Origin of the sequence: Citromicrobium bathyomarinum (assembly GCF_021021475.1) — a bacterium.
Lineage (GTDB): Bacteria > Pseudomonadota > Alphaproteobacteria > Sphingomonadales > Sphingomonadaceae > Alteriqipengyuania > Alteriqipengyuania bathyomarina.
On sequence record NZ_JAINWL010000001.1, the window covers coordinates 68,664 to 90,030 of the forward strand.

18 protein-coding genes are annotated in these 21,367 nt (G+C 66.9%); 4 read left to right on the top strand and 14 right to left on the bottom strand.

The annotated features are described in order from the left end of the window. Window positions 1-87 precede the first annotated feature (87 nt). Window positions 88-819, bottom strand: coding sequence for an SDR family NAD(P)-dependent oxidoreductase (locus tag K7H93_RS00340; RefSeq protein ID WP_230781850.1), 732 nt, complete (start codon window positions 817-819; stop codon window positions 88-90). Window positions 820-997: 178 nt separating this feature from the next. Between K7H93_RS00340 and K7H93_RS00345 the strand changes: the two genes are divergently transcribed. From K7H93_RS00345 to zapE, 3 genes are read left to right on the top strand one after another with little or no spacing between them, the layout of a single operon-like run. After that, window positions 998-1,783: a succinate dehydrogenase iron-sulfur subunit gene (locus tag K7H93_RS00345; RefSeq protein WP_010237493.1), complete on the top strand. Its 786-nt coding sequence runs from the start codon at window positions 998-1,000 to the stop codon at window positions 1,781-1,783. Further along, entirely contained in the window at window positions 1,784-2,251 is a 468-nt protein-coding gene (locus K7H93_RS00350) for a PaaI family thioesterase (RefSeq protein WP_230781851.1), read from the top strand. It begins immediately after the preceding gene. A gap of 8 nt (window positions 2,252-2,259) precedes the next feature. Beyond that, complete coding sequence (gene zapE / locus K7H93_RS00355) at window positions 2,260-3,372, top strand: cell division protein ZapE (RefSeq protein WP_054525736.1); 1,113 nt, start codon at window positions 2,260-2,262, stop codon at window positions 3,370-3,372. 24 nt (window positions 3,373-3,396) lie between these two features. Here the strand turns inward: zapE and K7H93_RS00360 are convergent, their stop codons facing one another. The 13 genes from K7H93_RS00360 to K7H93_RS00420 form a co-directional block, all read right to left on the bottom strand. Next, window positions 3,397-4,320, bottom strand: a complete 924-nt coding sequence (locus K7H93_RS00360) for a crotonase/enoyl-CoA hydratase family protein (RefSeq protein ID WP_230781852.1) — start codon at window positions 4,318-4,320, stop codon at window positions 3,397-3,399. Window positions 4,321-4,455: 135 nt separating this feature from the next. Next, a complete protein-coding gene (locus K7H93_RS00365; RefSeq protein WP_230781853.1) occupies window positions 4,456-6,351 on the bottom strand; it encodes an XrtA/PEP-CTERM system amidotransferase in 1,896 nt (631 codons plus the stop codon). 10 nt (window positions 6,352-6,361) lie between these two features. After that, window positions 6,362-7,924 carry an exosortase A gene (gene xrtA / locus K7H93_RS00370; RefSeq protein ID WP_230781854.1) on the bottom strand — a complete coding sequence of 521 codons (1,563 nt, stop codon included), beginning with the start codon at window positions 7,922-7,924 and terminating at the stop codon, window positions 6,362-6,364. Continuing rightward, window positions 7,896-9,122, bottom strand: coding sequence for a TIGR03087 family PEP-CTERM/XrtA system glycosyltransferase (locus tag K7H93_RS00375; RefSeq protein ID WP_230781855.1), 1,227 nt, complete (start codon window positions 9,120-9,122; stop codon window positions 7,896-7,898). Before K7H93_RS00375 ends, xrtA begins: the two co-directional genes overlap by 29 nt. Beyond that, window positions 9,119-10,195, bottom strand: coding sequence for a FemAB family XrtA/PEP-CTERM system-associated protein (locus tag K7H93_RS00380; protein WP_230781856.1), 1,077 nt, complete (start codon window positions 10,193-10,195; stop codon window positions 9,119-9,121). The genes K7H93_RS00375 and K7H93_RS00380 overlap by 4 nt, the downstream gene beginning before the upstream one ends. Beyond that, window positions 10,192-11,085, bottom strand: a complete 894-nt coding sequence (locus K7H93_RS00385) for an XrtA system polysaccharide deacetylase (protein ID WP_230781857.1) — start codon at window positions 11,083-11,085, stop codon at window positions 10,192-10,194. The genes K7H93_RS00380 and K7H93_RS00385 overlap by 4 nt, the downstream gene beginning before the upstream one ends. Window position 11,086: 1 nt before the next feature. Then, complete coding sequence (locus K7H93_RS00390; protein WP_230781858.1) at window positions 11,087-12,271, bottom strand: XrtA/PEP-CTERM system-associated ATPase; 1,185 nt, start codon at window positions 12,269-12,271, stop codon at window positions 11,087-11,089. 24 nt (window positions 12,272-12,295) lie between these two features. Next, a complete protein-coding gene (locus K7H93_RS00395; protein WP_230781859.1) occupies window positions 12,296-14,074 on the bottom strand; it encodes a preprotein translocase subunit YajC in 1,779 nt (592 codons plus the stop codon). A gap of 11 nt (window positions 14,075-14,085) precedes the next feature. Continuing rightward, the gene (locus K7H93_RS00400) at window positions 14,086-15,156 is read right to left on the bottom strand and encodes a P-loop NTPase family protein (RefSeq protein ID WP_230781860.1); all 1,071 of its coding nucleotides are present in this window, start codon (window positions 15,154-15,156) and stop codon (window positions 14,086-14,088) included. Window positions 15,157-15,166: 10 nt separating this feature from the next. Further along, window positions 15,167-16,684, bottom strand: coding sequence for an XrtA system polysaccharide chain length determinant (locus K7H93_RS00405; protein ID WP_230781861.1), 1,518 nt, complete (start codon window positions 16,682-16,684; stop codon window positions 15,167-15,169). Between the two features lie 15 nt (window positions 16,685-16,699). After that, the gene (locus K7H93_RS00410) at window positions 16,700-17,341 is read right to left on the bottom strand and encodes an XrtA/PEP-CTERM system exopolysaccharide export protein (protein ID WP_029140449.1); all 642 of its coding nucleotides are present in this window, start codon (window positions 17,339-17,341) and stop codon (window positions 16,700-16,702) included. Window positions 17,342-17,533: 192 nt separating this feature from the next. Next, window positions 17,534-18,796: a pyridoxal-dependent decarboxylase, exosortase A system-associated gene (locus K7H93_RS00415; protein ID WP_230781862.1), complete on the bottom strand. Its 1,263-nt coding sequence runs from the start codon at window positions 18,794-18,796 to the stop codon at window positions 17,534-17,536. Further along, window positions 18,793-20,313 (bottom strand): acyl-CoA ligase (AMP-forming), exosortase A system-associated, encoded by a 1,521-nt coding sequence (locus K7H93_RS00420; RefSeq protein WP_230781863.1) that lies wholly within the window; start codon window positions 20,311-20,313, stop codon window positions 18,793-18,795. The genes K7H93_RS00415 and K7H93_RS00420 overlap by 4 nt, the downstream gene beginning before the upstream one ends. Before the next feature lie 22 nt (window positions 20,314-20,335). On the opposite strand from K7H93_RS00420, the gene K7H93_RS00425 reads away from it, so the two are divergent. Beyond that, complete coding sequence (locus tag K7H93_RS00425; protein WP_420840369.1) at window positions 20,336-21,346, top strand: GNAT family N-acetyltransferase; 1,011 nt, start codon at window positions 20,336-20,338, stop codon at window positions 21,344-21,346. Window positions 21,347-21,367: the final 21 nt, after the last annotated feature.

The window sequence follows — 21,367 nt, forward strand, 5'->3', positions numbered from 1 at the left end:
TTCGGCGCTCGCGGCTTGGAGCGGCCTCACCTCAAGCGCCGTACACCCCCACCCAACCTCCCCCTCAAGGGGGAGGAGCCCAGTGGCTCAAAACTCCACCCGCTTGCCAGCCCAGTCGAACAACTGGCCGCTGTCCTGAGGCCCCAACCCGTCGAGCACATCGAGCAGATTGCGCGCGGCCTGCGCAGGCGCAGTCAGCTGACCTTCGGGCAGATTGGCCTGAAACGGCTCCGACAGCGCCGTGTCGACCGTGCCGGGATGCAGCGCGACGCACACCGCCTGGCTGTGCGTACGCCCCAGCTCGATGGCATAATTGCGGATCAGCATGTTCAGCGCCGCCTTGCTCGCGCGGTAAGAATGCCAGCCTCCGATCCGGTTGTCGCCGATCGAGCCGACCCGCGCGGAGAGCGCCGCGAAGAGGCTGCGCCGGTCGCGCGGCAGCAGCGGGAGGAAATGCTTTGCGACCAGCGCGGGGCCGATCGTGTTGAGATGGAACACCCGCGCCATCGCATCAGCGTCGATCTGCTTGTAACTGCGCTCCGGTCCCGTACCGTCGGGCAGGGTCAGCAGGCCGCTGGCAGCGATGGCGCAATCGACCGGCGCGCCGACAGTCTCGGCGGCTGCAGCGATCGTGTCTTCATCGTCCAGATCGAAACGCACCCATTGCGCCCCGTCGGGCAGGTTTTCGGGCCGTGAGCGCGATGCGGCGAACACGGTGCCCGCCTCGCGTGCGATCAGCTCGGCAACCAGACCCGCGCCGATTCCCCCGCTTGCGCCGAAGATGATCGCGCGATCAATGCCCTGTCCTACTCGCTCCAAGTGCCGTAGCCTTTCCTCGATGCCGCCCGATTTTTCCCCGCCCGCCCGGGTCCAACGGCTTTTTCACCCCCTGGACAGTGTGCCAGGTGTGTCAGGGCACACTTTTGTGCCCTTTACGACCCTTGCACCTTGCGCTGCAAACGCTAGGTGAGACGCAAGCAGATTTCAGGACATTGCCATGGCCACCTTCACCCTCCCCAAGAATTCCAAGATCCGTGACAAGGGCGAGGTGCACCGCGCCGCCGAGGGGGCTGGCCGCGTCAAGAAGTTCAAGATCTACCGCTACAACCCGGACAGCGGCAGCAATCCGCATTACGACCGGTTCGAGGTCGATCTGGATGCGTGCGGCCCGATGGTCCTCGACGCGCTGTTCAAGATCAAGAACGAGATCGACCCGACGCTGACCTTCCGCCGTTCCTGCCGCGAAGGCATCTGCGGGTCGTGCGCGATGAACATCAACGGGTCCAACGCGCTCGCCTGCACCACCGCGATCGAAGATCTGAAGGGCGATATCCGCATCACCCCGCTGCCGCACATGGAAGTGGTGAAGGATCTGGTGCCCGATTTCACCCACTTCTACGCGCAATACGCCTCGATCCGCCCCTGGCTGCAGACCGTGACCCCGACGCCGAGCGGCGAGGAACGGCTGCAGAGCCCCGAGCAGCGCGAGCAGCTCGACGGGCTGTACGAGTGCATCCTGTGCGCGTGCTGCTCGACCGCATGCCCGTCCTATTGGTGGAATTCGGACAAGTTCCTCGGCCCGGCGATCCTGCTGCAGGCCTATCGCTGGCTCGCCGACAGCCGCGACGAAATGACCGGCGAACGGCTCGATGCGCTGGAAGACCCGTATCGTCTGTATCGCTGCCACACGATCATGAACTGCGCGAACGTGTGCCCCAAGGGCCTCAGCCCGGCCAAGGCTATCGCCGAAACCAAGAAGATGATGGCCGAGCGCGCGATCTGAATGGAGCGGGTATTCGCGCCGGTCGATTACCACCCGATTCCCGGAGAAGAGGGCTGGTTCAGCTGGAACCTGAAGGACGCGACGCGCTATAACGGCGTGGTTCTCGGGCCGCTGAAGGTTCGCCACGAGCAGGTCGGCGATCGGCGCTATACCCGGCTGCGGATGATTCCGGAGCACAAGCACACCAATATTCAGGACATGGTCCACGGAGCGGCCACTCTGGGCCTGATCGACATCGCCCTGTTTGCCGGCGCGCAGACGCTGGGCCGCGGCCACGACGGCCCGATGGTGACGCTGGAGCTTTCGACGCAGTTCGTTGGCGCAGGCGACAAGACCCGCCCGCTCGACGCAATGACCGAGCTGGTCCGCGAGACGGGCAAGCTCGCCTTCGTGCGCGGCGAAGTGGTGCAGGACGACGATACCGTCGCCGCCTACTCGGGAATTCTGCGCAAACTCTCTCACCGGTGACTTCTGAGATGACCAACGTCGTTGCGCGATACGAAGAGCTGCTTGCGGCGGGCGAACTGCGTGAGGATGCGGACCAGCGCACGGCTGTCGAGCGGCTGGCTCAGGTGCAGGAAGCGCTGGAGGACCACTCCGCCCCCGGCCTGCTCGCCCGGCTGCGCGGTCGCAAGAGCGAGCCGGTGCGCGGGCTCTACATGTGGGGCGGCGTCGGGCGCGGCAAGTCGATGCTGATGGACCTGTTCTTCGAATGCCTCGCGATCGAGCGCAAGCGCCGGGTCCATTTCCACGCCTTCATGCTCGAGGTCGACAAGATGATCGGCGAAGAGCGCAAGAAGCAGCAGGAAGGCCCCGTGCGCCGCGTTGCCGCGCGGATCGCAGAGGATGTCCGCTGCCTCGCCTTCGACGAGATGGTGGTCAACAACACCGCCGATGCGGCGATCATGGCGCGGCTGTTCACCCCGCTGATCGAGGATCACGGCGTCACGATCGTCACCACCAGCAACCGCCCGCCGCACGACCTCTACAAGGACGGGCTCAACCGGTCGCTGTTCATTCCCTTCATCGAGCTGATCGAGCGCAAGCTCGACACGCTCTCGCTCGACGGGCCGACCGACTACCGGCTCGACCGGCTGGCCGGGCTGGAAACCTGGCACACGCCGCTGGGCGATGCCGCCACCGCGCAGGTGCGTGAGGCGTTCTTCCGGCTGACCGATTTCGACCCCGACGATGCCGAGCACGTCCCCAGCGGCGAGCTGGACCTTGGCGGCGGGCGCAGCCTGCACGTGCCCAAGAGCCTCAAAGGCGTGGCGGTGTTCAGCTTCAAGCGGCTGTGCGGCGAAAACCGCGGCGCGGCGGACTACCTGACGATTGCGCGGACCTACCACACGGTGATCGTGGTCGGCATTCCGGTGCTCTCGCCGGAGAACCGCAACGAGGCGATCCGCTTCACCAAGCTGATCGACGCGCTGTACGAGCATAATGTGAAGCTGTTCGCGACCGCTGCGGCCGATCCCGAAGCGCTCTATCCGTCGGGCGAAGGCAGCTTCGAATTCGAACGCACCGTCAGCCGCCTGCGCGAAATGCAGAGCGATGACTATATGGCGCGCGGCCACGGGGTCGAGTGACGCCGGGTCGGCCCCGGCGGTAGATCAGGCGGGAACGGGGGTGCGCCCCGCGCGCCGCTGCTGCGCGACGAGCCGGCCCATCAGCTTGAGATCGCGCTCGGTCAGTTGGAGCGCGGTATCGGCCCACTGCTCGGTAATCTCGTTGAGTTCGGCCAGCGTCAGGTTCCAGGTCCGCTTGGTCGCCTTGCGAGAGCCCAGCAGGCCTGCGTGGCGGCGGCTGTTCTTGGTGATGAAGAGTTGCACCGCAGCCTCACCCTCCCCGTCCGGCACGACCTCGTGCACCAGGCCGAGCGCGTGCATCTCTGCCGCAGTATACGTCCGGGCAGAGGTAATCAGCCGCTCCGCCGCGACGGTGCCGATCATCCGGCTGAGCAGCGCATGCGCACCCATCCCGGGGAACAGGCCGAACATGATCTCCGGCAAGCCAAAGGTCGCGCTTTCTTCCGCAATGATGAAATCGAACGACAGCAATGACTCCAGCCCACCGCCCAGTGCAGCCCCCTGGACCAGGCCGATGGTCAGGATCGGCAGGCCCAGCCCCGCGATGTTGCGGTCGAGAATGCGGCAGCAGCGGTGCCCGTAGCTGACCAGCGACTTGCGGTCGCCTTCGATGATCAGCTGGCGAAACAGTTCAAGGTCGCCGCCGTAGCAGAATACGCCCGGCGCGTGGCTGCCAAGGACGAGGAAACGCAGGTCGTCGGGGCCGAAACTGCCCTCGATCAGATCCTGCCAGTGTTCGAAATCGGCGAGCATCGCGGGGGTGAAGCTGGCCCTGCCCTTTGGCACCATGTTGGTCCACAAGGCCTTGGTATCGGCGTCGTATTCGACCCGCAGCCCCTCCAGCGCAAAAAGCGCGGGTTGAATGTGGGGTGCATCTTCGGCGAGGATCGGATCGCCCGCCTCATCAAGGATGATGTGCCTCTCGAAATTCGTGCTCACGCGATTCATAGAGACCCCCGTTGCCACCATACGGGACGCGACGATCCGACCCGTGCTGCAAGTGCTAACCGATCGGCGGAGTCGCGGGCAACGCTTTATTTACCATACTGGCCCATTTTGAATCACTTTTGCGATGGTCCGAGTCTAATTGTTGCTCAAAAGACTCACGCTTCTCTCCAGCATGAGCAATTGCCAAAGCTCGCGCGCATGATCGCGTCGGCCCGCGATATGATCTTCCGCCAGCTGGGAAAGCGCGGCCGCGTCGAACCATCCGGTGTCGAGCAACCGCTCGCTGCGCGCCGCCGCACGCGCCGCCTCTTTCAGCTCGCTGCGGAACCACTGCGCGATGGGCAGGACGAAGCCCTGCTTGGGCCGGTAAAGGATCTGCTGCGGCAGCGTACCCTCCATCGCCTGCTTGAGCGCGAGCTTGCCCTGCCCTCCGGAAACCCGCCGCGTATCGGGCAGGCGTGCGGCCAGTTCGACCAGATGATGGTCGAGCAGCGGCTCACGTGCCTCCAAGCTCACGGCCATGCTGGTGCGGTCGACCTTGGTCAGGATGTCGCCCGGCAGCCAGAACTTGAGGTCGGCATATTGCGCCCGGTCGAGCCCGCTGCGCGCCGGTGCATTGCGCATCAGCTCGATCAGCGGCTGCTCGGCACGATAGCCGCCCAGCTCGCGCTTCATAGCAGGCGAAAAAATCCGCCCGCGAAGTTCGGGGCTCATCACGCCGAGGGCGCGCGCGTACGCCTCCTCCCCCGAGAGGGCGAGCGACTGGAATGTGGTCTTGGCGCGCAAGGGGCGCGGGGCCCAGTCCGCCTTGGGATAGAGCGTGGCGAGCGGGCCGAACACCGCTCGCCTAAGCGGCAGCGGCAGTGCACCGCGCGCGCGTTCCTCGGCGGCATGGAATACGTGGCGACGATAGCCCGCAAAGGCCTCGTCCGCGCCGTCGCCCGACAACGCCACCGTCACATGCTCACGTGCGAGCGCGCAAACCGCCGCGGTCGGCAAGGCGGAGGCATCGGCGAAGGGCTCGTCGAACATCGCCGCCAGCGCGTCGATCCGGTCGAACATCGCCGGGTCCACGATCCGTTCGTGATGCGCGGAGCCGAATTTTTCGGCGATCAGCCGCGCGTGCGCCGTCTCGTCCAGATCCGCCACGTCGAACCCGATCGAGCAGGTGGTGACCGGCTGGCTCGCGCGATCGGCCATCAGCGCGACCACGGCGGAACTGTCGACCCCGCCGGAGAGGAACGCGCCGATCGGCACGTCACTGACCATGCGCGATGCAACCGCGGTGCCGAGATGCGCCCGCAGCGCCTCTGCTTCCTCCTGAGCCGACATCGTCTCGCGCCGCTCGAAACTGATGTCGTACCAGCACACGGGCGGGTGCGGCGGCTTGCCGTGTTCGACGATGCGGTAGTGGCCGGCGGGCAGCTTATCGACGCCTGCCAGCATCGATCGGTGATCGGGCACGTAGCCCCATGCAAAGTAATCCTCGATCGCCAGCGGATCGATCGTCCGGTCGAGCGCGGGATGCGCCAGCAGGCCCTTAAGCTCCGAGGCAAAGGCAAACGTGCCGTCCGGCAGCAGTGCGGTGAACAGCGGCTTCACGCCGAACCTGTCGCGGGCGAGGAACAGCTGGCGGCGCTCGCGATCGTACAGCGCGAAGGCGAACATGCCGTCGAAACGGGCGAGGCAGTCGGCGCCCCACTGCCGCCACGCGGCAAGGATCACCTCGGTATCGCCTTCGGTCCGGAAGGCATGACCCAGCCCGGCCAGCTCGCTGCGCAGCGCGCGATAATTGTAGATCTCACCGTTGAACACGATTGCCGCGCGTCCATCCGGCGAATGCATCGGCTGTGGCGATCCCTCTACGTCGATCACCGACAGGCGGCGGTGCGCCAGCCCTATGCCATCATCGCACCACAGCCCCGCGCCGTCTGGCCCACGGTGAACCATCCGGTCGCGCATCCGCACCAGCAGATCGCGATCGACCTGGGCATGCGCCTCCCGCGCGAACAGACCGGCGATCCCGCACATGCAACGCTGCCTAGCGGGTCTGGCTGCGCTGGGCCAGCGCGGCAGGGCCGTCGGCGGCGCTGACGAAGGCCTGCAGCGCAGGCGCAGCGCCGGGTTCGGGGGCGGAGACGATCACGATCCAGCGCGGCTCTGCCCGCAAGCGCAGCCGGTCGCCCAGCGTGGAGATGCGGAACAGCAGCGGATTGGCCTGGCTGGTTCCATTGGTGACGAAGCTGGTCCACGCCACACGCCGGTCGCGGCCATAGGCCATGAGCCGATCGCCCCGCATGGCGTCGGGCGCAGGCGCAGCCTCGACATGGCGCCACGGCGTCTCGGGCGGCACCGCGCCCTCTTCGCCCACAGTGGGATCGGCGTCGCCGGTATAGGCGGCGAGGTAGAGGTCCACGAACCGCCCCTCCTGATCGCGATATCGGGTCAGCAGGATCGCGCTCGCCGCCTTCCCCGCCGGACGCCATTCGGGCGTCGCGGGATCGGCGACTTGCGTCCAGCCCGACACCGGCGGCGCGCGCAGCGCGGGCACGTTCGCCGCGCTCGATGTCGCGAGCGCACTCCACAGGCCGACCAGCACGATGGCCGAGATCAGCAGCGGGGCGAGCGTGGTCGCGGAGAGCGAATGATGCTCCAGCTTCGCAACCAGCGGATGGTCCGCGAGCCGCGCGGCGCTGAGCGCCTCGGCATCGGGATCGCGGTCGAACCAGCGCCACGCGAGCGCCAGCACCAGCGCGACGACGACGGCGAAGAAAACCCAGCCATAAATGATATGATCGACCCCGCCCGCACGTTCGGCCCCGATCACCTGCGCGATCGCGATGGTGCCCCAGGCACGCACGCCATTGGCGAGGATCGGCACCACCACGCACAGCGCCATCAGCGCGATCCGGCGCGGCCAGCGGTCCATCCCGATCTTCGCCGCGAGCACGCCCAGCGTGACCATCGCGACCACGAACTGCACGCCCGCGCAGGCCGCCGCGACCTCGAACAGGCCCGCAGGCGTGTCGATGAACACGCCATCGATATGCGCCTCGATCCCGCTCAGATGGGTCAGCGCGATGACAATCTCGGCAGTCAGCATCTGCAACGGGGGGACGATTTCCTCCCCGAACGGAACGAGGAACACCGCGAAGGCGAGCGGAAACAGCAGCACCGCGCCCGCGCGGGGGCCGAGCAGCGTCAGGGTCGCCGCCTGCAACAGCATCACCGCCCCCGCCTGCGCCACGATATTGAGCGAGATCAGCAATCCGACCAGCCACACCGCCAGCGCGCCGATCATCAGGGCGAGGCCCGGCCACCAGCCGCGCGGCTCGATCTGCGTGAGCGCTGCGCGGCGGTTCCACACCAGCCAGCCGATGATCGGCGGCACGAACAGGATGTGCTGATAGGCGGACACGGTCAGCCACTGATGGGCCATTGCGAACCACTGGCCGCCGGTCAGCAGCAAAGCCGCGGCCCACACCAGCGCCAGCCAGCCGAGCGCTTTCGCCCAAGCGGCGGGAACGCGCGACAGGGTGGCGGCGATCGGCGAGTGTCTGGGGTTGCGGATCAGTTCAGGCGGCATCGCGCACCGGGTCCGCATCGGACGGACGCAGCAGCTGAGGCAGCCCGGCGAGCATTGCTGGCCAACTCTGCTCGTTCAGCACGAATTCGCGCGCCGCCGCGCCCATCGCGCGGGCCTTGTCAGGATCATCGATCAGCGCGAGCGCGCGGCCGATCATCATCCGGTCACCCTCGGCGACCGCGAAATGCTTGCCGTCCTCGGCCTCGATCCCCGTCGCCGCCTCGGGCGAGACGAGCACGGGCCTCGCCATCGCCATCGCTTCGAGCACCTTGTTCTGGATGCCGCGGGCGATGGTCAGCGGCGCGCCGACGATGTCCGCTTCGGCGAGGTATGGCCGCACATCGGCGACCTCGCCCCACACGGTCACCCCGGTGTGCTTGCCCAGCGCCTTGACCGCCGGGGTCGGCGCACGGCCGACGATGTGGAACTCTGCACCGGGGTGCACGTCGCGGATGCCGGGCAGAATGCGCTGCACCATGCGCTCCACAGCAGAGACATTGGGCGCGTAGTCCATCTGTCCGGTGAAGACGATGTTCGGCCCCGGCCCATAAAGCGTGGGTTGCGGCGGGCACGCGTCGGGCGCGAAGAACTGCGCGTCGATCCCGTTGCGCATCACCCGCAGATCGATGTGGTTCATGCTCGAGACGCGGGTGCGAAACAGGTTCGCCTCGTTCTCGCTGATCAGCAGAGTGGTGTCCGCCATGCGGGCGAAGCGCTCCTCCGCCGCCGCGAGCAGCCGTGCTTCGCGCGCGTGGACCCAGGCCCTGGGGCCGTGGCCGGCCTCGCCATAGGCTTCGAACTTGGCGCTATCGACGTCGCACAGGTCGAGCACGGTGCGGCCCGGGAAGTGGACCGGGACATATTGCGCCATCTGGCCGGAAAAGACGTAGATCGCGTCGATCGGCCGGTAATGCAGCACCTGCGCAACCCACTGGCGCAGGCCTTCGTTCGCAAAGGCGGAGAGGCTGACCGGGTGCCCCTTCGCCATCGCCTCTGCCGCGGCGAGCATGTCGTGCTTGCGCCGGGGGACGAGGTGATGACTGGCCGCAATGCCGGAGAGGAACTGGTCGCCATAGCCCGAACCATCGTCGAACGTGCCGACATGCACGGGGCCGAGCGCAGCCAGCGCGCGCAGCACATTGTGCGAGCGGATCTTGTCGCCCCGATCGGGCGGAAACGGCACGCGATGCGCCAGAAACAGGGTTTCACCCGTCATGCCAGCCCCCTTGCGATGACCGGGCCGATGGCGTTGGCGATCGGCAACGGCAGCTTCTTCCACAGGTCGATCTTGCGGCTGTAGGCATCGCTGGTCGGGTCCACATCGCGCGGCGCCGCGCCCGGTGCGCTCCACCGCGCATAGGTGATCGGCTCGGGCGTGAAGCCCCAGTTCTTCTTGTAATTCCACGGCCCGCTACCGGTCTTGGAGCGTCCGAAGTCGAACCGGATGCAGGCTTTTGTCCTGCGCGCATGGCACATCAGCGCGTAGTACATCCGCTCGTTCGCGCGCGCCGCGCGAGCGCGCCACACACCCCCGCCCCAGAAGGGGTAGGCGATGCGCTGGTGGTAGAGCGTCAGCACGCTGGCGAGCGGCGCATCCCCGTCCCACACTGTCAAAATGTCGGCGCTCTCGCCAAACCCGTCCAGCACCGCGTCGAACAGGCTGCGCGGAAAGACCGGGGTGCCGAGATTGTGAACGCTGGCAGCGTAGCACGCGTAATGCGCCGCGCGGTCGGGTTCGTCCGACCCCACGGTGACGTGCAGCTCGCCCTGAAGGCTCTTGCGGACCTCTGCCCGCTGCTTGCGCGGGATCGCGAGCAGTTGCGCTTCGTCGTCTTCCGCCAGATCGCACACGAAGCCCGAATGCTTGCCGGTCACCGCATCCCATCCGCTGGGCACGTTGCCGCCGCGCAGCTCGACCTCTTCGCAGCACAACCGCTCGGCCAGCTCGCCAGCTGCGTGCGCCAACCGCGCCTCGCTGCCGGCATCGGTGGAGAGGATACCGCCATCGACCGCGAAGCCACTGGAGATCAGCGCACGGCCGAACAGCGGTGAACGCAATATCGTCAGCGGCAGCCAGCCGATGATCCGCCCCGCCCGCTCTGCCAGCAGACCGCAGGCCTTCTGGCCCGTTCCACGCTCGACTGCATTCAGCCAGGTGGGCAGATGGAACGGACTGCCGCCCTGCTCTTCCACGAAAGCGGCGATCCGCCGCGCTTCGTCGGCATTGTGCAGGTCGACCCGGGTGACCGTGTCGGCTGCGCGAGCGTCGGGAGCGAAGGGCGCGTTCATGCCGCTTCCTGCGCGTTTTCCAGCTGCACGACCTCGTCCACCCGGCCCCATGCGAAGTCGCGCAGCAGGCGTTCGAGCTTGGCCTCCATCCGGGTAAGATTGGTGTAGTGCCGCAGGCGCGAGCGCAGCGGGGCATCGGCCACGCGCGGCTGGCCGGGATCGACCTCCCACGGGTGGAAATAGAATACGGCCGGGCGCGCATCCTCACGGTTGACCTGCGCGATCGCCCAGCGGGAGAAGCCATAGGGCAGCGTACGGAAGAACCCGCCCCCGCCTGCCGCCAGCCTCCGCTTGCCGAGCATCGCGGTGGTCACCGGCAATTCGATCATCGCGGCCCCCGCAACCGGGCGGAACGCGAAGCGCGGCGCATCGCGCCAGCCGTAATGGTCGTGCGCAATCGGCGCGACGCTGGAGGAGTAGATATAGCCCTGCGCGGCCAGTTCCTCATGCGCCCAGGGATTGCGTGCATCGATCGAGAAGCTGGGCGCGCGATAGCCGGTCACTTTCGTGCCGCTGGTATCTTCCAGGATCGCCCGCGACTTCTTCAGGTCTTCCGCGAACTCCTCGCGGGAGAAGGTGAAGACCCGCTGGTGGTCGTAACCATGGCTGGCGACTTCGTGCCCGGCATCGGCAATCGCGCGGATCGCGTGCGGCACGCGCTCGGCCACCCAGCCCAGCGTGAAGAACGTCGCCTTGACCCCCGCGCGATCGAACAGCGCGAGCACCCGCTCGACATTGCGCTCCACGCGCAGCTCGCAGCCGTCCCAGTCGCCGCGCGCGATCGTGTTCTCGAACGCGCCGACCTGGAACCAGTCCTCGACATCGACCGACAGGCCGTTGACGATCCGGTCCGGCGCAGGCTGCGGATGCCGGGCGGGCGCGAGGTCCATCCTAGGCGGCCTTTCTGCCGTCCTTGTCGAGCCATTCGATCAGCAGCTGGAGGAGGTAGCGGACGCTCTGCTCCTGCTCTTCGAGCCGCGCCTCGAGTGCCTCGACCCGCTTGGCGAGATCGCCTTCGGTGCTGGCCGATCCTTCGATCGCGCGCGAGAGCATCGCGATCGCCGCCCGCAGGTCGGACTTCTCGTCTTCGTGCTCCGGGCGCTCGGTCGAAGCGGTGGGCGAAGGTGCCGGTGTCGGTGCTGGTGTCGGAGCGGGTGCTGGCGAATGCTCGGGCGGCCGCTGTGTCGGAGGTGGAGGCGGGGCGGAAAGCTCCGCCGCGGGATTGGCGAAAAGACGCTGGCCGGTTTCTGCCAGGTCCGGGCGGTTGTCGCGCGCCATCTCCTCGACCACCTGATCCAGCATCGCGCAATCGATCTGGCTGCGCTGCTCGACCGCGCCCATCAGCAGCAGGCGGGTGGCGATCTGGTTGACCCGGCGCGGAATCCCGCCGCTCGCCTCGTGGATCTTCGCGAAGATCTTGGGGTCGAAGGAAGGGTAACCCGTCCAGTTCACCAGCGACAGGCGATGCTCGATATAGGGCGCGACCTCGTGCACCTCCATCGGGGTCAGGTGATGCGCCGCGATCACGCGCTGGCGCAGCTGTTCCAGCCGGTCGTGCTGGGCGAGCGTCTGCTTGAATTCGGGCTGGCCGAGCAGCAGCTGCTGCAGCAGCGGGTGCGAGCCCAGCTGGAAGTTGGACATCATCCGCAGCTCTTCGAGCGCTTCGAAACTGAGGTTCTGCGCCTCGTCCACGATCAGCAGGCAGCGACGGCCATCGCGCGCTTCCTCGTGCAGGAAAGACTCGATCGAACCGAGCGCACTGGCCTTGTCCTGCCCTGCGACGTCGAGCCCGAAGCTCTGCGCCACCAGATGGACCAGTTCGGAGCCATCGAGGTTACTGGTGACGACCTGGCCGACGGTCATCTGGTCGGGATCGACCTTCTTCATCAGGTGGGCGACCATCGTCGACTTGCCCGCCCCGATCTCGCCGGTGATGACGATGAAGCCCTCGCCCTGCGCCATCCCGTAACCGAGATAGCTCAGCGCCTTGCGATGCGTGATGCTCTCGAAATAGAACGCGGGGTCGGGCGTGAGCTGGAATGGTCGCCCTGAGAAACCGTAATACTGGTCGAACATGATGTGGTGCGGTCCCTTGGGTAACTAGAAGTCGTAACGCAGGCCCAGCAGGGCCGACGCGTTGGTTTCGTTGAGCAGGTCGCTGTCGACCGTGTCGACAGAGACCGCAGCGCGCGCAGACAGGTTGCGCCACAGCGTGCGGCTGTAGGCCGCCGATGCGCCAAGCAGAAGCGCGTCGTTCAGCTCGCTCGTCCCCTCGTCGAGGTAACTCGCGTAACCGGCCACGCTAAACGCGGCAAACGGGCCGAGCGGCGCGCCGATGCTGACATTGGCGTAATAGCTCTGGTCGACGATATCGTTCGCCGCCGCCAGCACGGTGCCTTCCGCACCGAAATAGGTCCGCCGGTCGTATCCGATGCTCATCGCGGTGGTGATCCGGCCCTGCGTGGTCGAATAGCCCAGGTTGACGCCCCGATTGCGGAAGATCGCGCTGCGCACCGAGGAGAGCGCACCGCCGAGGCAGTTGGCCGATCCGTCAGCCCCGCTGCCGGTGACGCAGCCGGTGAAATTGCCGGTCAGCGGATTGCGCGTGGCGACGAAGCCGCTCGGCAGATTGGCCAGCGAATTGGTGATCGCGCCGCCGAAACCGCTGATCGTGTTGTAGACATTCGCGCTCACCGCAGTACGCGACGAAGGCTGCCAGCTGAACGTGCCGTAATAGGTGTCGCTGTCGTAGCGGCGGCCATAATGCGCCTCCAGCTGGGTCCGGCGCGAAGGCTTCCACACCACGCCGACATCCCAGATCAGGCCTTCGGTCTCGAACGCGATCCTGCGCGAGCCGCTGGTGTCGGTTTCGAACCGGCCATCCTCGCCGACCACCGGATCGCCGTTGGCATCGCGCACGACATCGCGGTTGGCGACCTGGACATATTCGTAGCCGACCCCGCCGACGACGGCGAGACCGGGCGCGAGCGGCACGGTGACATCGCCACGCCCATAGAAGTCGCGCACGCGCTGGTCGGAATTGGAGACCTCTTCCTGATAGGCGCCCCCGCCCACTGCCACGCCGACCGGCAACACGGTGCGCGGGGCAACGCCGACGCGGGCATTGGCGGAGTGGACGATGCTTTCCTGCGCAACGTCGATCGGGGTGACGGTCGCATCGACCACGCCCACTCCGGGCTCTTCCACCCGGTTGTAACCGAAGCGATAATTGGCCGACACGTCGGCCACGCCCACCTTCGTCGACACGTTCGGCCCGGCATAAACGGAATAGACCCGCGATTCGCTGTCCGGGTCGATCGGCTGGCCGCTGGCGATCGCCGCGCCGCCGCCGCCTTCCACGCGGCTGCGCGCGGCAAGCCCGCCCGCCTCAAGCGTAATACCGGGCGCTGCCGCAACGTACCCGCGCGCCACGCCGGTGACGCTGTCGCCGCCCGACACATCGCCCGACAGATCGTCGCCATAGCTGATCACCCGGTCATACCGCAGCGAGACGGAGCCGCCCGCGCGGCGTCCCTGCACCGACGCATCGACCCCGGCGGCAACCCCGCCATACACGGCCGTTTCGCTGTCCGGCTTGATCCGCTGGGTAACGATCTGGTTGGCTTCGATATAGGGCTCGATCCGCAGGCGCTGACGTTCGGGCGCACCGCTGGGGCGCGCGCTGCCGCGATCGCCATCGACATCCTGTGCCTCGACATCGCCGGCATAGCCATCCGGATAGGCGGGTGCGGGCTGCAATTCGCCGGCGCCGCTGCTGCTGGTGACTTCGTCGTCGCTCCAGCCATATTGCGCCAGCGCGGGCGCAGGCAGCGTCGCGCCGGCGCACAGCAGTGCGGCCATGGCGGAGATGCGGTTCATGGGGGAATACCTCATCCGTAGTAACTCCCGAAACGGCGACCGCTTGGGCTGAAATTGGCACCATTGAGCACCAGCTTGATGTCCGGGCAGGCCGACAGCAGCTGCGCTGCATCTTCCAGCGCGGTCTTGCCGGTGCGGTCCGCGCGGGCGACCAGGATCGTCTGGCCGACATGCTTGGCGATTTCGGCAGCGGGTGAGGCGGCGAGCGCGGGCGGGCTGTCGACCAGCACGATCCGGTTGGGCGCCTGCGCGGTCAGCCGTTCGAACACCTCGGCGGTGCGGCGGCTCGACAGGGCCTCACTCGCGTGGCTGGACTGGCGGCCCGGGGGCAGCACCCACAGGCCGTCGATATCGGTTCGCAGCACGTGGCTTTCGACGCGCGCCTGATCATCTGCGAGCACGTCCATAAGCCCGGCACGTTCGGGCAGCCCGAGCACGCGCTTGACCGAAGGATTGGCCAGATCGGCGTCGATCAGAACCACTTCGAGATCGCGCTCTGCCGCCAGCGACAGCGCCAGATTGACCGCGCAGAAGGTCTTACCCTCGTTCTCGTGCGGCGAGGTGATCAGGATGCGGCGCGCGGCTGCGGTGCCTGCCAGCCGGATCGCGTCGAGGATCTGGCGCTTCACGATGCGGAATTCCTCCGCCAGCGCGGATGCCTGCCCCTCGGGATCGATAAATCCGGCCTTGCGCAGCGATGCGAAGTCGACCTCTACCCGCTCGCCCGCAAGCGCGATCGGGTTGGCGGTGCCATCGATCACCGCAGGCGGCGGTGCGGACGGCTGTGCCGGGACCGGCAGACTCGCCTCTTCACGCGCCGCTTCGACCGACATCTCGACCGGTGCGGGTGCAGGTGCGGGAACGGGCGCGGGTGTCGCCTCGGGCGCAGGCGCGGGTGTGGGTGCACCCGTCTTGCGCAGCGGACGCGCGCGCTTCATCGGCACGTCGTCGAAGCTGCGCGGCATCGGGGCTGCGCCCAGATTGCTCAGGCCGAACGCGCCGCTTGCGCGCTCCAGCAGCGAGCTCTTCTCTTCCTCGCCACCCTCGGGCTTGGGCGGTTTGATTGGATTATGCTCGGTCATCGGCGGGTCCTCATGCGATCACCTGACCGACTTGAATGAATTCGATCCCCAGCAGGACCACCAGCAGCCCCGCGAGCGCGCCCGAACCTGCGTAGAACAGACGCATGCGGCGATCCTCGACCGCCTTGCGTTCGGGCGGCACGATGTTCGAGATCGTCCCGAGCACCGGCAGGCCGAGCGATTTCTTGAGTCCGTCGGCGGTCGAGAAGGTCGAGCGCAGCAGGGTCAGCAGGATCGCACTGCCCAGCCCCGCGCCCACGCCCAGCACCATCACCGCGACCAGCAGGATCGGGCGATTGGGCGCGGCCGGCTTGGTCGAGATGCCCGGCGCATCGATGATGTCAAAGCGGAACGAGCTACGCTCGCTCTCTACCTGACTGCGCAGTTCCATCTCCTCGCGGTCCTGCAGCAATTCGTCGTATTTGTTCTTCAGCACCTCGTAATCGCGGCCGACCCGCTGCGCTTCGGCAGCCAGGCCCGGCTCGCTGATCTGATCGGCCATCGTCATCGAGATGTCGGCCTGCAACGCGGCCTTGCGCGCCAGCAGTGCCTGCACATTGGCCTGCCGCTCCGCCCGGATGGAGACGAGCGAGCTGTAGGCCGGGTTCGGCATGCCGCCCGCGGTGGCCGCATCGCCGCCCATCTGGCGCAGCAGCTGCAACTGACGCAGCGCGGTCTGCATGTCGGGATGATCGTTCTTGAGGCCCCGCGCGCGCAGCTGCGCAACCTGCGTTTCGGCCTGCTGCAATGCGCTGCCGCCACCATTCACACCGCCGCCCGAAATCGTCTTCGGCGTGCTCGCCAGCTGGCCGGTGATCGCCGCGAGCGCGCTCTGCGCCGCTGCCAGATCGGCGTCGACCCCGCGCATTTCGGTGCGCGCGTTCTGCAACCTGCCGGAGATCGCAGCAGATCCGCCGATCAGCTCGGGATGCTGGGCCTCGAACTCGGTTCGCCGCGCCTCGGCCTTTTCCAGTTCCTTGGCGCGCTGGTCGAGCTGCTGGTCGAGCAGCGCGACCGCGTCGCTCACTTCGCCGCGCGTGCCCTCGACATTGGCCTGGCGGAAGATCTCGAGCATCTTGACCACGACGTCCTGCGCGAGCTTGGCGTTCTCGGCATCGGTGTAATCGCTACGGCCCATGGCCGCGGTGATTTCGAACAGGTTGTCTTCCTGGCTGCGCACCTGGACCCGCTGGGCAAGGCTCCCAATCGCATTTTCCATGTCGCGCGGGGTGCGCACGTTCTCGCCCAGTTTGGTCGATTTGATCACTTCACCCAGCGTCGATGCACTGGCGATGCGCTGCTTGACCCGTGCAATATCGGTCATGTCGCTGCCCGCAATGCCGATCTGTTTGGACAGCACATCGTCCAGCTGGACGAAGATCTTCGCATGGCTTTCATAGGTGTTGGGGATCGAGGCGACGAACAGCCAGCCCGCCAGGCACACCGCCCAGGCCACGCCCAGCGCCAGCCATTTCCGGCTCCAGGCCGAATAGAGCGCCGAGCGCACTTCGTCGAAGAGATCGTTCACGTCGCGTCAGCCTCTTCAGAACATGCTTTCGGGAATGATGATCACGTCACCGGGCGCGAGCATGACGTTGGCCTTGCTGTCGCCGCGCCGCAGCAGATCGGACAGGCGCAGCGCATATTCGCGCTGGCGCCCGATGCGCGGATCGAAGCGGATCAGCTTGGCCTTGTTGCCCGCCGCGAATTCGCTGAGGCCGCCGACCGCGATCATCGCGTCGAGCACGGTCATGTTGGCGCGGTAGGGGATCGAGGCGGGTTTTTCGGTCGCGCCGATAATCCGCACCTGCTGGCTGAACGTGCCTGCGAACTTGTTCACGATGACCGAGACGATCGGCTGTTCGATGAACTGCGACAGGTGCAGGCGGATATCCTCCTGCAGCATGGCCGGGGTCTTGCCCACGGCAGGCATGTCGGTGACCAGCGGGATCGAGATACGCCCGTCGGGACGGACCTGGATGTTCTGCGCGCTGAGTTCGGGATTGCGCCAGACATTGATCGAAAGCTCGTCCAGCGGCCCGATCACATATTCCTGGCTCGGCCCTTCCTGCGTGGCGACGAAGGCTGCCGGGGGCAGCTGCGGGCCGCCGCTGCTCATGCAGGCGGAGAGAGCAAAAAGCCCCAGAAAGAGCGCTGTTAGTCGGGCAATCGCGCGAGAGCGCATGGGATCGATCCTTCCATTCGTGTCTGCCGGACGGCACGCCCGCGAAGCGCGCCGCCACAACTGGCCGACGATTTGGGATCGTTCCTCGCCAAAAAGGGTGAATATCCCGTTAGCTAAGGGATCTGATCGCACCCGATCCCGATCTGGGACGCCGGGTTAGCGAGAGGTAAACGCCGCGCGCTGGCGCAGCCGTCAGACCAGTATCTCCAGCGCAGGCCCTTGGCCGAGAAAGTACATCGGCGAAGCGGACGCCCCATAGGCCCCGGCGCAGAACACCGCGACCAGATCGCCGACCTCGGCACGCGGCAGCTCTGCCTTGTCGGCCAGCCGATCCAGCGGGGTGCACAGGCACCCGACGACATTCGCGACCTCGACGGCAGGAGCGTCGAACTTCGTCGCGATGGCGAGCGGATAATTGCGCCGGACAACCGCCCCGAAATTGCCAGATGCGGCCAGCTGATGGTGCAATCCGCCGTCGGTAATCAGGAAAATCTCGCCCTGGCTTTCCTTCCGGTCGACGATCTGGGTGAGGTAAACCCCCGCCTCGCCGACCAGATAGCGGCCCAGCTCGATCGCCATCTCGGTGTCGGCCAGTTCTTCGGGCAAATTCGCGAAACGATCGCCCAGCGCCGCGCCGATCGCGCCGATGTCGAGTGGTTCGTTGCCCGCAAAATAGGGGATGCCGAAACCGCCGCCCAGATTAAGCGCGGGGCATGGTTGGCCCACCTCGCGCGCGATCCGGGCTGCGAGGTCGAGCACATGGCCCTGCGTTTCGATCACCGCATCGGCCTCCAAAGTCTGGCTGCCGGTGTAGATATGCAGGCCGCGCCACTGCGCCCCGCCATCGATCAGATGGCGGATCAGCGCCGGAACGCGCTGCGCATCCAGCCCGAACTGCTTGGCCCCGCCGCCCATCTTCATGCCCGATCCGCGCATGTCGAAATCGGGGTTCACCCGCACCGCGACCTTCGGCTGAATGCCCAGATCCCGCCCGATTTCGAGGGCACGCTCAGCCTCGGTCTCGCTTTCGCAGTTGAGCGTCACGCCCGCTTCGATCGCCGCGCGAATCTCGCGCGGGCGCTTGCCCGGCCCGGCAAAACTGATGTGCGCCCCGTCGATCCCGACGCCTTGCAGGATCGCCAGCTCCCCGCCCGAGGCGAGATCGAACCCGTCGACCAGCCCGGCCATGTGGGCGATCACATCGGGGTGCGGGTTGGCTTTGACCGCGTAATGAATCGCGAGGCTTTCCGGCATGGCCGCGCGCAAGGCCGCCATGCGCGCGTCGAGCATATCGCGCGAATAGACGAACAGCGGCGTGTCGCCCGCTTCGGCGACGAGATCGCTCGCCTTGCGCCCGCCGATCGCCAGTTCGCCGTCGATCGCCTCGAACCCCTGCGGGATCGGGCCGAGCGGCTTGGCCGCATTGGGATCGCGCCTGCGACGTTCGATGCTCATGCGGCGAGCCTTTCGCTGACTTCACGAAACAGCGCAGGCCGGTCGATCTTGCCATTGGGGTTGAGCGGCAGGTCCTCGCGCCATTCGATTGCGTGAGGCTGCATGAAACTGGGCAGATCGCGTTTGAGCGCGGCTTTCAATGCATCGACCTCGCCCGCACCGCGCACCACCAGATGAACCGCCTGGCCAAGCTTCGCATCAGCCACGCCGAACGCCACCGCATCCGCGACCAGCCCGGTGGCGAGTGCCGCGTCCTCGATCTCCTGCGGGCTGATCCGGTTGCCCGCGCTCTTGATCATCGCGTCGCGCCGTCCGACGAAATAGAGCAGGCCATCCGCATCGCGCTTCACATAGTCGCCCGACCACACGGCCATTCCGCCATATTCGGAGTGTGCGGGGGCCGGCCTGTATCGCTCCGCCGTCCGCTCGGGGTCCTGCCAGTACCCTTCTGCGACCAGAGGCCCGCAATGGACCAGTTCGCCCTCTTCGCCCGGCGCGGCGGGGCCGCCCGCCGCGTTCACCACCAGCACCTCGGCAAAGGGCACCGCCTTGCCCATCGAGGTGGGGTGCGTCGCGACCAGGTCGGGATCGAGGAAGGTGGAACGGAACGCCTCGGTCAGGCCGTACATCGGGTAGATATCGGCAGCGGGCCAGGTCGCGCGCATCGCGTCGATCAGATCGGGCGTCAGCGCGCCGCCCGAATTGGTCAGGCGCTTGAGGCTGTCGCCAGCGCCCTCTTCCCACTTCGCTTCGACCAGTTGGCGCCAGAGCGGCGGCACGGCGGCGAGCGTAGTGGCGCGATGTTTCGCCACCGCCTTGGTCACATCGCGCGGCATCAGATAGTCGAGCGGGGCGACACAGCCGCCCGCGCGCCACGTCGAAAGCAGCTGGTTCTGCCCGTAATCGAACGCCAGCGGCAGCACCGCGAGCGTCACGTCGTCGCTGTGCAGCCTGAGGTAATGCGCCACGCTGACCGCGCCCAACCACAGGTTTGCGTGGCTCAGCACCACCCCCTTGGGCTTGCCGGTCGACCCGCTGGTATAGAGAATCGCGGCGATGGTCTGCGGATCGGCGGCGGATTTGGGCAGCGAATCGCAGGCCTGCGCCGCCTCCAGCGCCGCGCTTTCCTCTACCTGCGCGCATCCGGCGGGCAGATCGCCCTGCTCCAGCGTGGAAAGCCGCGCGGGCGTGCCGATCAGCATGGCAGCGCCGCTGTCCGCCAGAATATGCGCCACCTGCGCGCGCTTGAGCATCGGGTTGATCGGCACATGGACCAGCCCGGCACGCGGCGCGGCCAGCGGCAGCAGGCAGGTCAGCTCGCCCTTGGCGGACCAGCTCGCGATCCGCGCGCCCGTTTCCGGAATCTGCGATTTCAGCCACGCCGCCAACCGACCGACACGGGTTCTTAAGTCGGAATAGCTAAGGGTGCCGTCGCGCAGAGCCAGCGCCGGGTCCGCATCACCGCCGTGTTCGATAACATGGTCGATCGGGAAAGGGGTCGGGTCGGGCTGGGTCATGGAGATAGGAGTACAACGCCTCGTGAACGCGGAAACAGGTGGCTATCACAAGGAGGTTACCATTGTGCAAGCAACACCGCAGCAAGCCTGTGGGTGCGCCTGCCCGTCTCCGTTCGAGCGGCCCGAGTGGTACGCCCTGCTCGCCGATTCGCGCCCGCACGCCTTTTTCAAGCGGGTCGAGACGGGCCGCAGCCACGCAACCATCGCGCTCAACCGCACCGACGGACGTATCGAGGCGCTACGCAACTGGTACGCCTTCACCTGGCGTCCGGTGGTGCCTGCCGGAGAGGCAGGCGATGCAATGCTGGAGGCGCTGGCACGCGATTTGAAGCACGAGGAGCCGCGCGTGACGCTCTGGCCGCTGCCCGACGAAGACGGCTCCGCCACCCGCCTCGCCGCCGCATTCCGCAAGGTCGGCTGGCAGGTCTCGCTGACCCAGTGCGACGAGAACCATGTGCTGCCGGTCGCGGGCCGCAGCTTCGCCGAATACTGGGCGACCCGCCCCGGTCGCCTGCGCACCACGCTGAAGCGCAAGGCCAAGAAGGTCGAGGTCGAAATCGTCGAGCATTTCGACGCAAAGCTCTGGTCTGATTACGAAACGATCTACGCCGAGAGCTGGAAGCCGAGCGAGGACGAACCCGATCTGCTGCGCCGCTTCGCGCAGGACGAAGGCGCGGCGGGGCGCATCCGGCTGGGCATCGCGCGCGCCGATGGCGTGGCCGTCGCGGCGCAATTCTGGACCGTGGAAAACGGCATCGCCTACATCCACAAGCTCGCCCATCTGGAAAGCGCCAAGCCGATTTCGCCCGGCACCACGCTGTCGGCTGCGCTGTTCGAGCATGTGATCGACCGTGATAATGTCACACTGGTGGACTTCGGCACAGGCTCCGATTCCTACAAGGCGGACTGGATGGAACAGGTGCGTCCGCGCTTCCTGCTCGATGCGCTGGACCCGGCGCAGCCCGCCGCTTGGGCCCCGCTCGCAAAACGCGCAGCACGCGCGATCCTTGCAAGAGGGAACACCCCCCGCTAGGCAACCGCGACTTTTACGGCA

Excerpts from the sequence above, each read along its gene's own strand:
- K7H93_RS00345 (WP_010237493.1), top strand. The coding sequence starts at position 998 with ATGGCCACCTTCACCCTCCCCAAGAATTCCAAGATCCGTGACAAGGGC.
- K7H93_RS00350 (WP_230781851.1), top strand. The coding sequence starts at position 1,784 with ATGGAGCGGGTATTCGCGCCGGTCGATTACCACCCGATTCCCGGAGAA.
- zapE (WP_054525736.1), top strand. The coding sequence starts at position 2,260 with ATGACCAACGTCGTTGCGCGATACGAAGAGCTGCTTGCGGCGGGCGAA.
- K7H93_RS00360 (WP_230781852.1), bottom strand. The coding sequence starts at position 4,320 with ATGAATCGCGTGAGCACGAATTTCGAGAGGCACATCATCCTTGATGAG.
- K7H93_RS00365 (WP_230781853.1), bottom strand. The coding sequence starts at position 6,351 with ATGTGCGGGATCGCCGGTCTGTTCGCGCGGGAGGCGCATGCCCAGGTC.
- xrtA (WP_230781854.1), bottom strand. The coding sequence starts at position 7,924 with ATGCGGACCCGGTGCGCGATGCCGCCTGAACTGATCCGCAACCCCAGA.
- K7H93_RS00375 (WP_230781855.1), bottom strand. The coding sequence starts at position 9,122 with ATGACGGGTGAAACCCTGTTTCTGGCGCATCGCGTGCCGTTTCCGCCC.
- K7H93_RS00380 (WP_230781856.1), bottom strand. The coding sequence starts at position 10,195 with ATGAACGCGCCCTTCGCTCCCGACGCTCGCGCAGCCGACACGGTCACC.
- K7H93_RS00385 (WP_230781857.1), bottom strand. The coding sequence starts at position 11,085 with ATGGACCTCGCGCCCGCCCGGCATCCGCAGCCTGCGCCGGACCGGATC.
- K7H93_RS00390 (WP_230781858.1), bottom strand. The coding sequence starts at position 12,271 with ATGTTCGACCAGTATTACGGTTTCTCAGGGCGACCATTCCAGCTCACG.
- K7H93_RS00395 (WP_230781859.1), bottom strand. The coding sequence starts at position 14,074 with ATGAACCGCATCTCCGCCATGGCCGCACTGCTGTGCGCCGGCGCGACG.
- K7H93_RS00400 (WP_230781860.1), bottom strand. The coding sequence starts at position 15,156 with ATGACCGAGCATAATCCAATCAAACCGCCCAAGCCCGAGGGTGGCGAG.
- K7H93_RS00410 (WP_029140449.1), bottom strand. The coding sequence starts at position 17,341 with ATGCGCTCTCGCGCGATTGCCCGACTAACAGCGCTCTTTCTGGGGCTT.
- K7H93_RS00415 (WP_230781862.1), bottom strand. The coding sequence starts at position 18,796 with ATGAGCATCGAACGTCGCAGGCGCGATCCCAATGCGGCCAAGCCGCTC.
- K7H93_RS00420 (WP_230781863.1), bottom strand. The coding sequence starts at position 20,313 with ATGACCCAGCCCGACCCGACCCCTTTCCCGATCGACCATGTTATCGAA.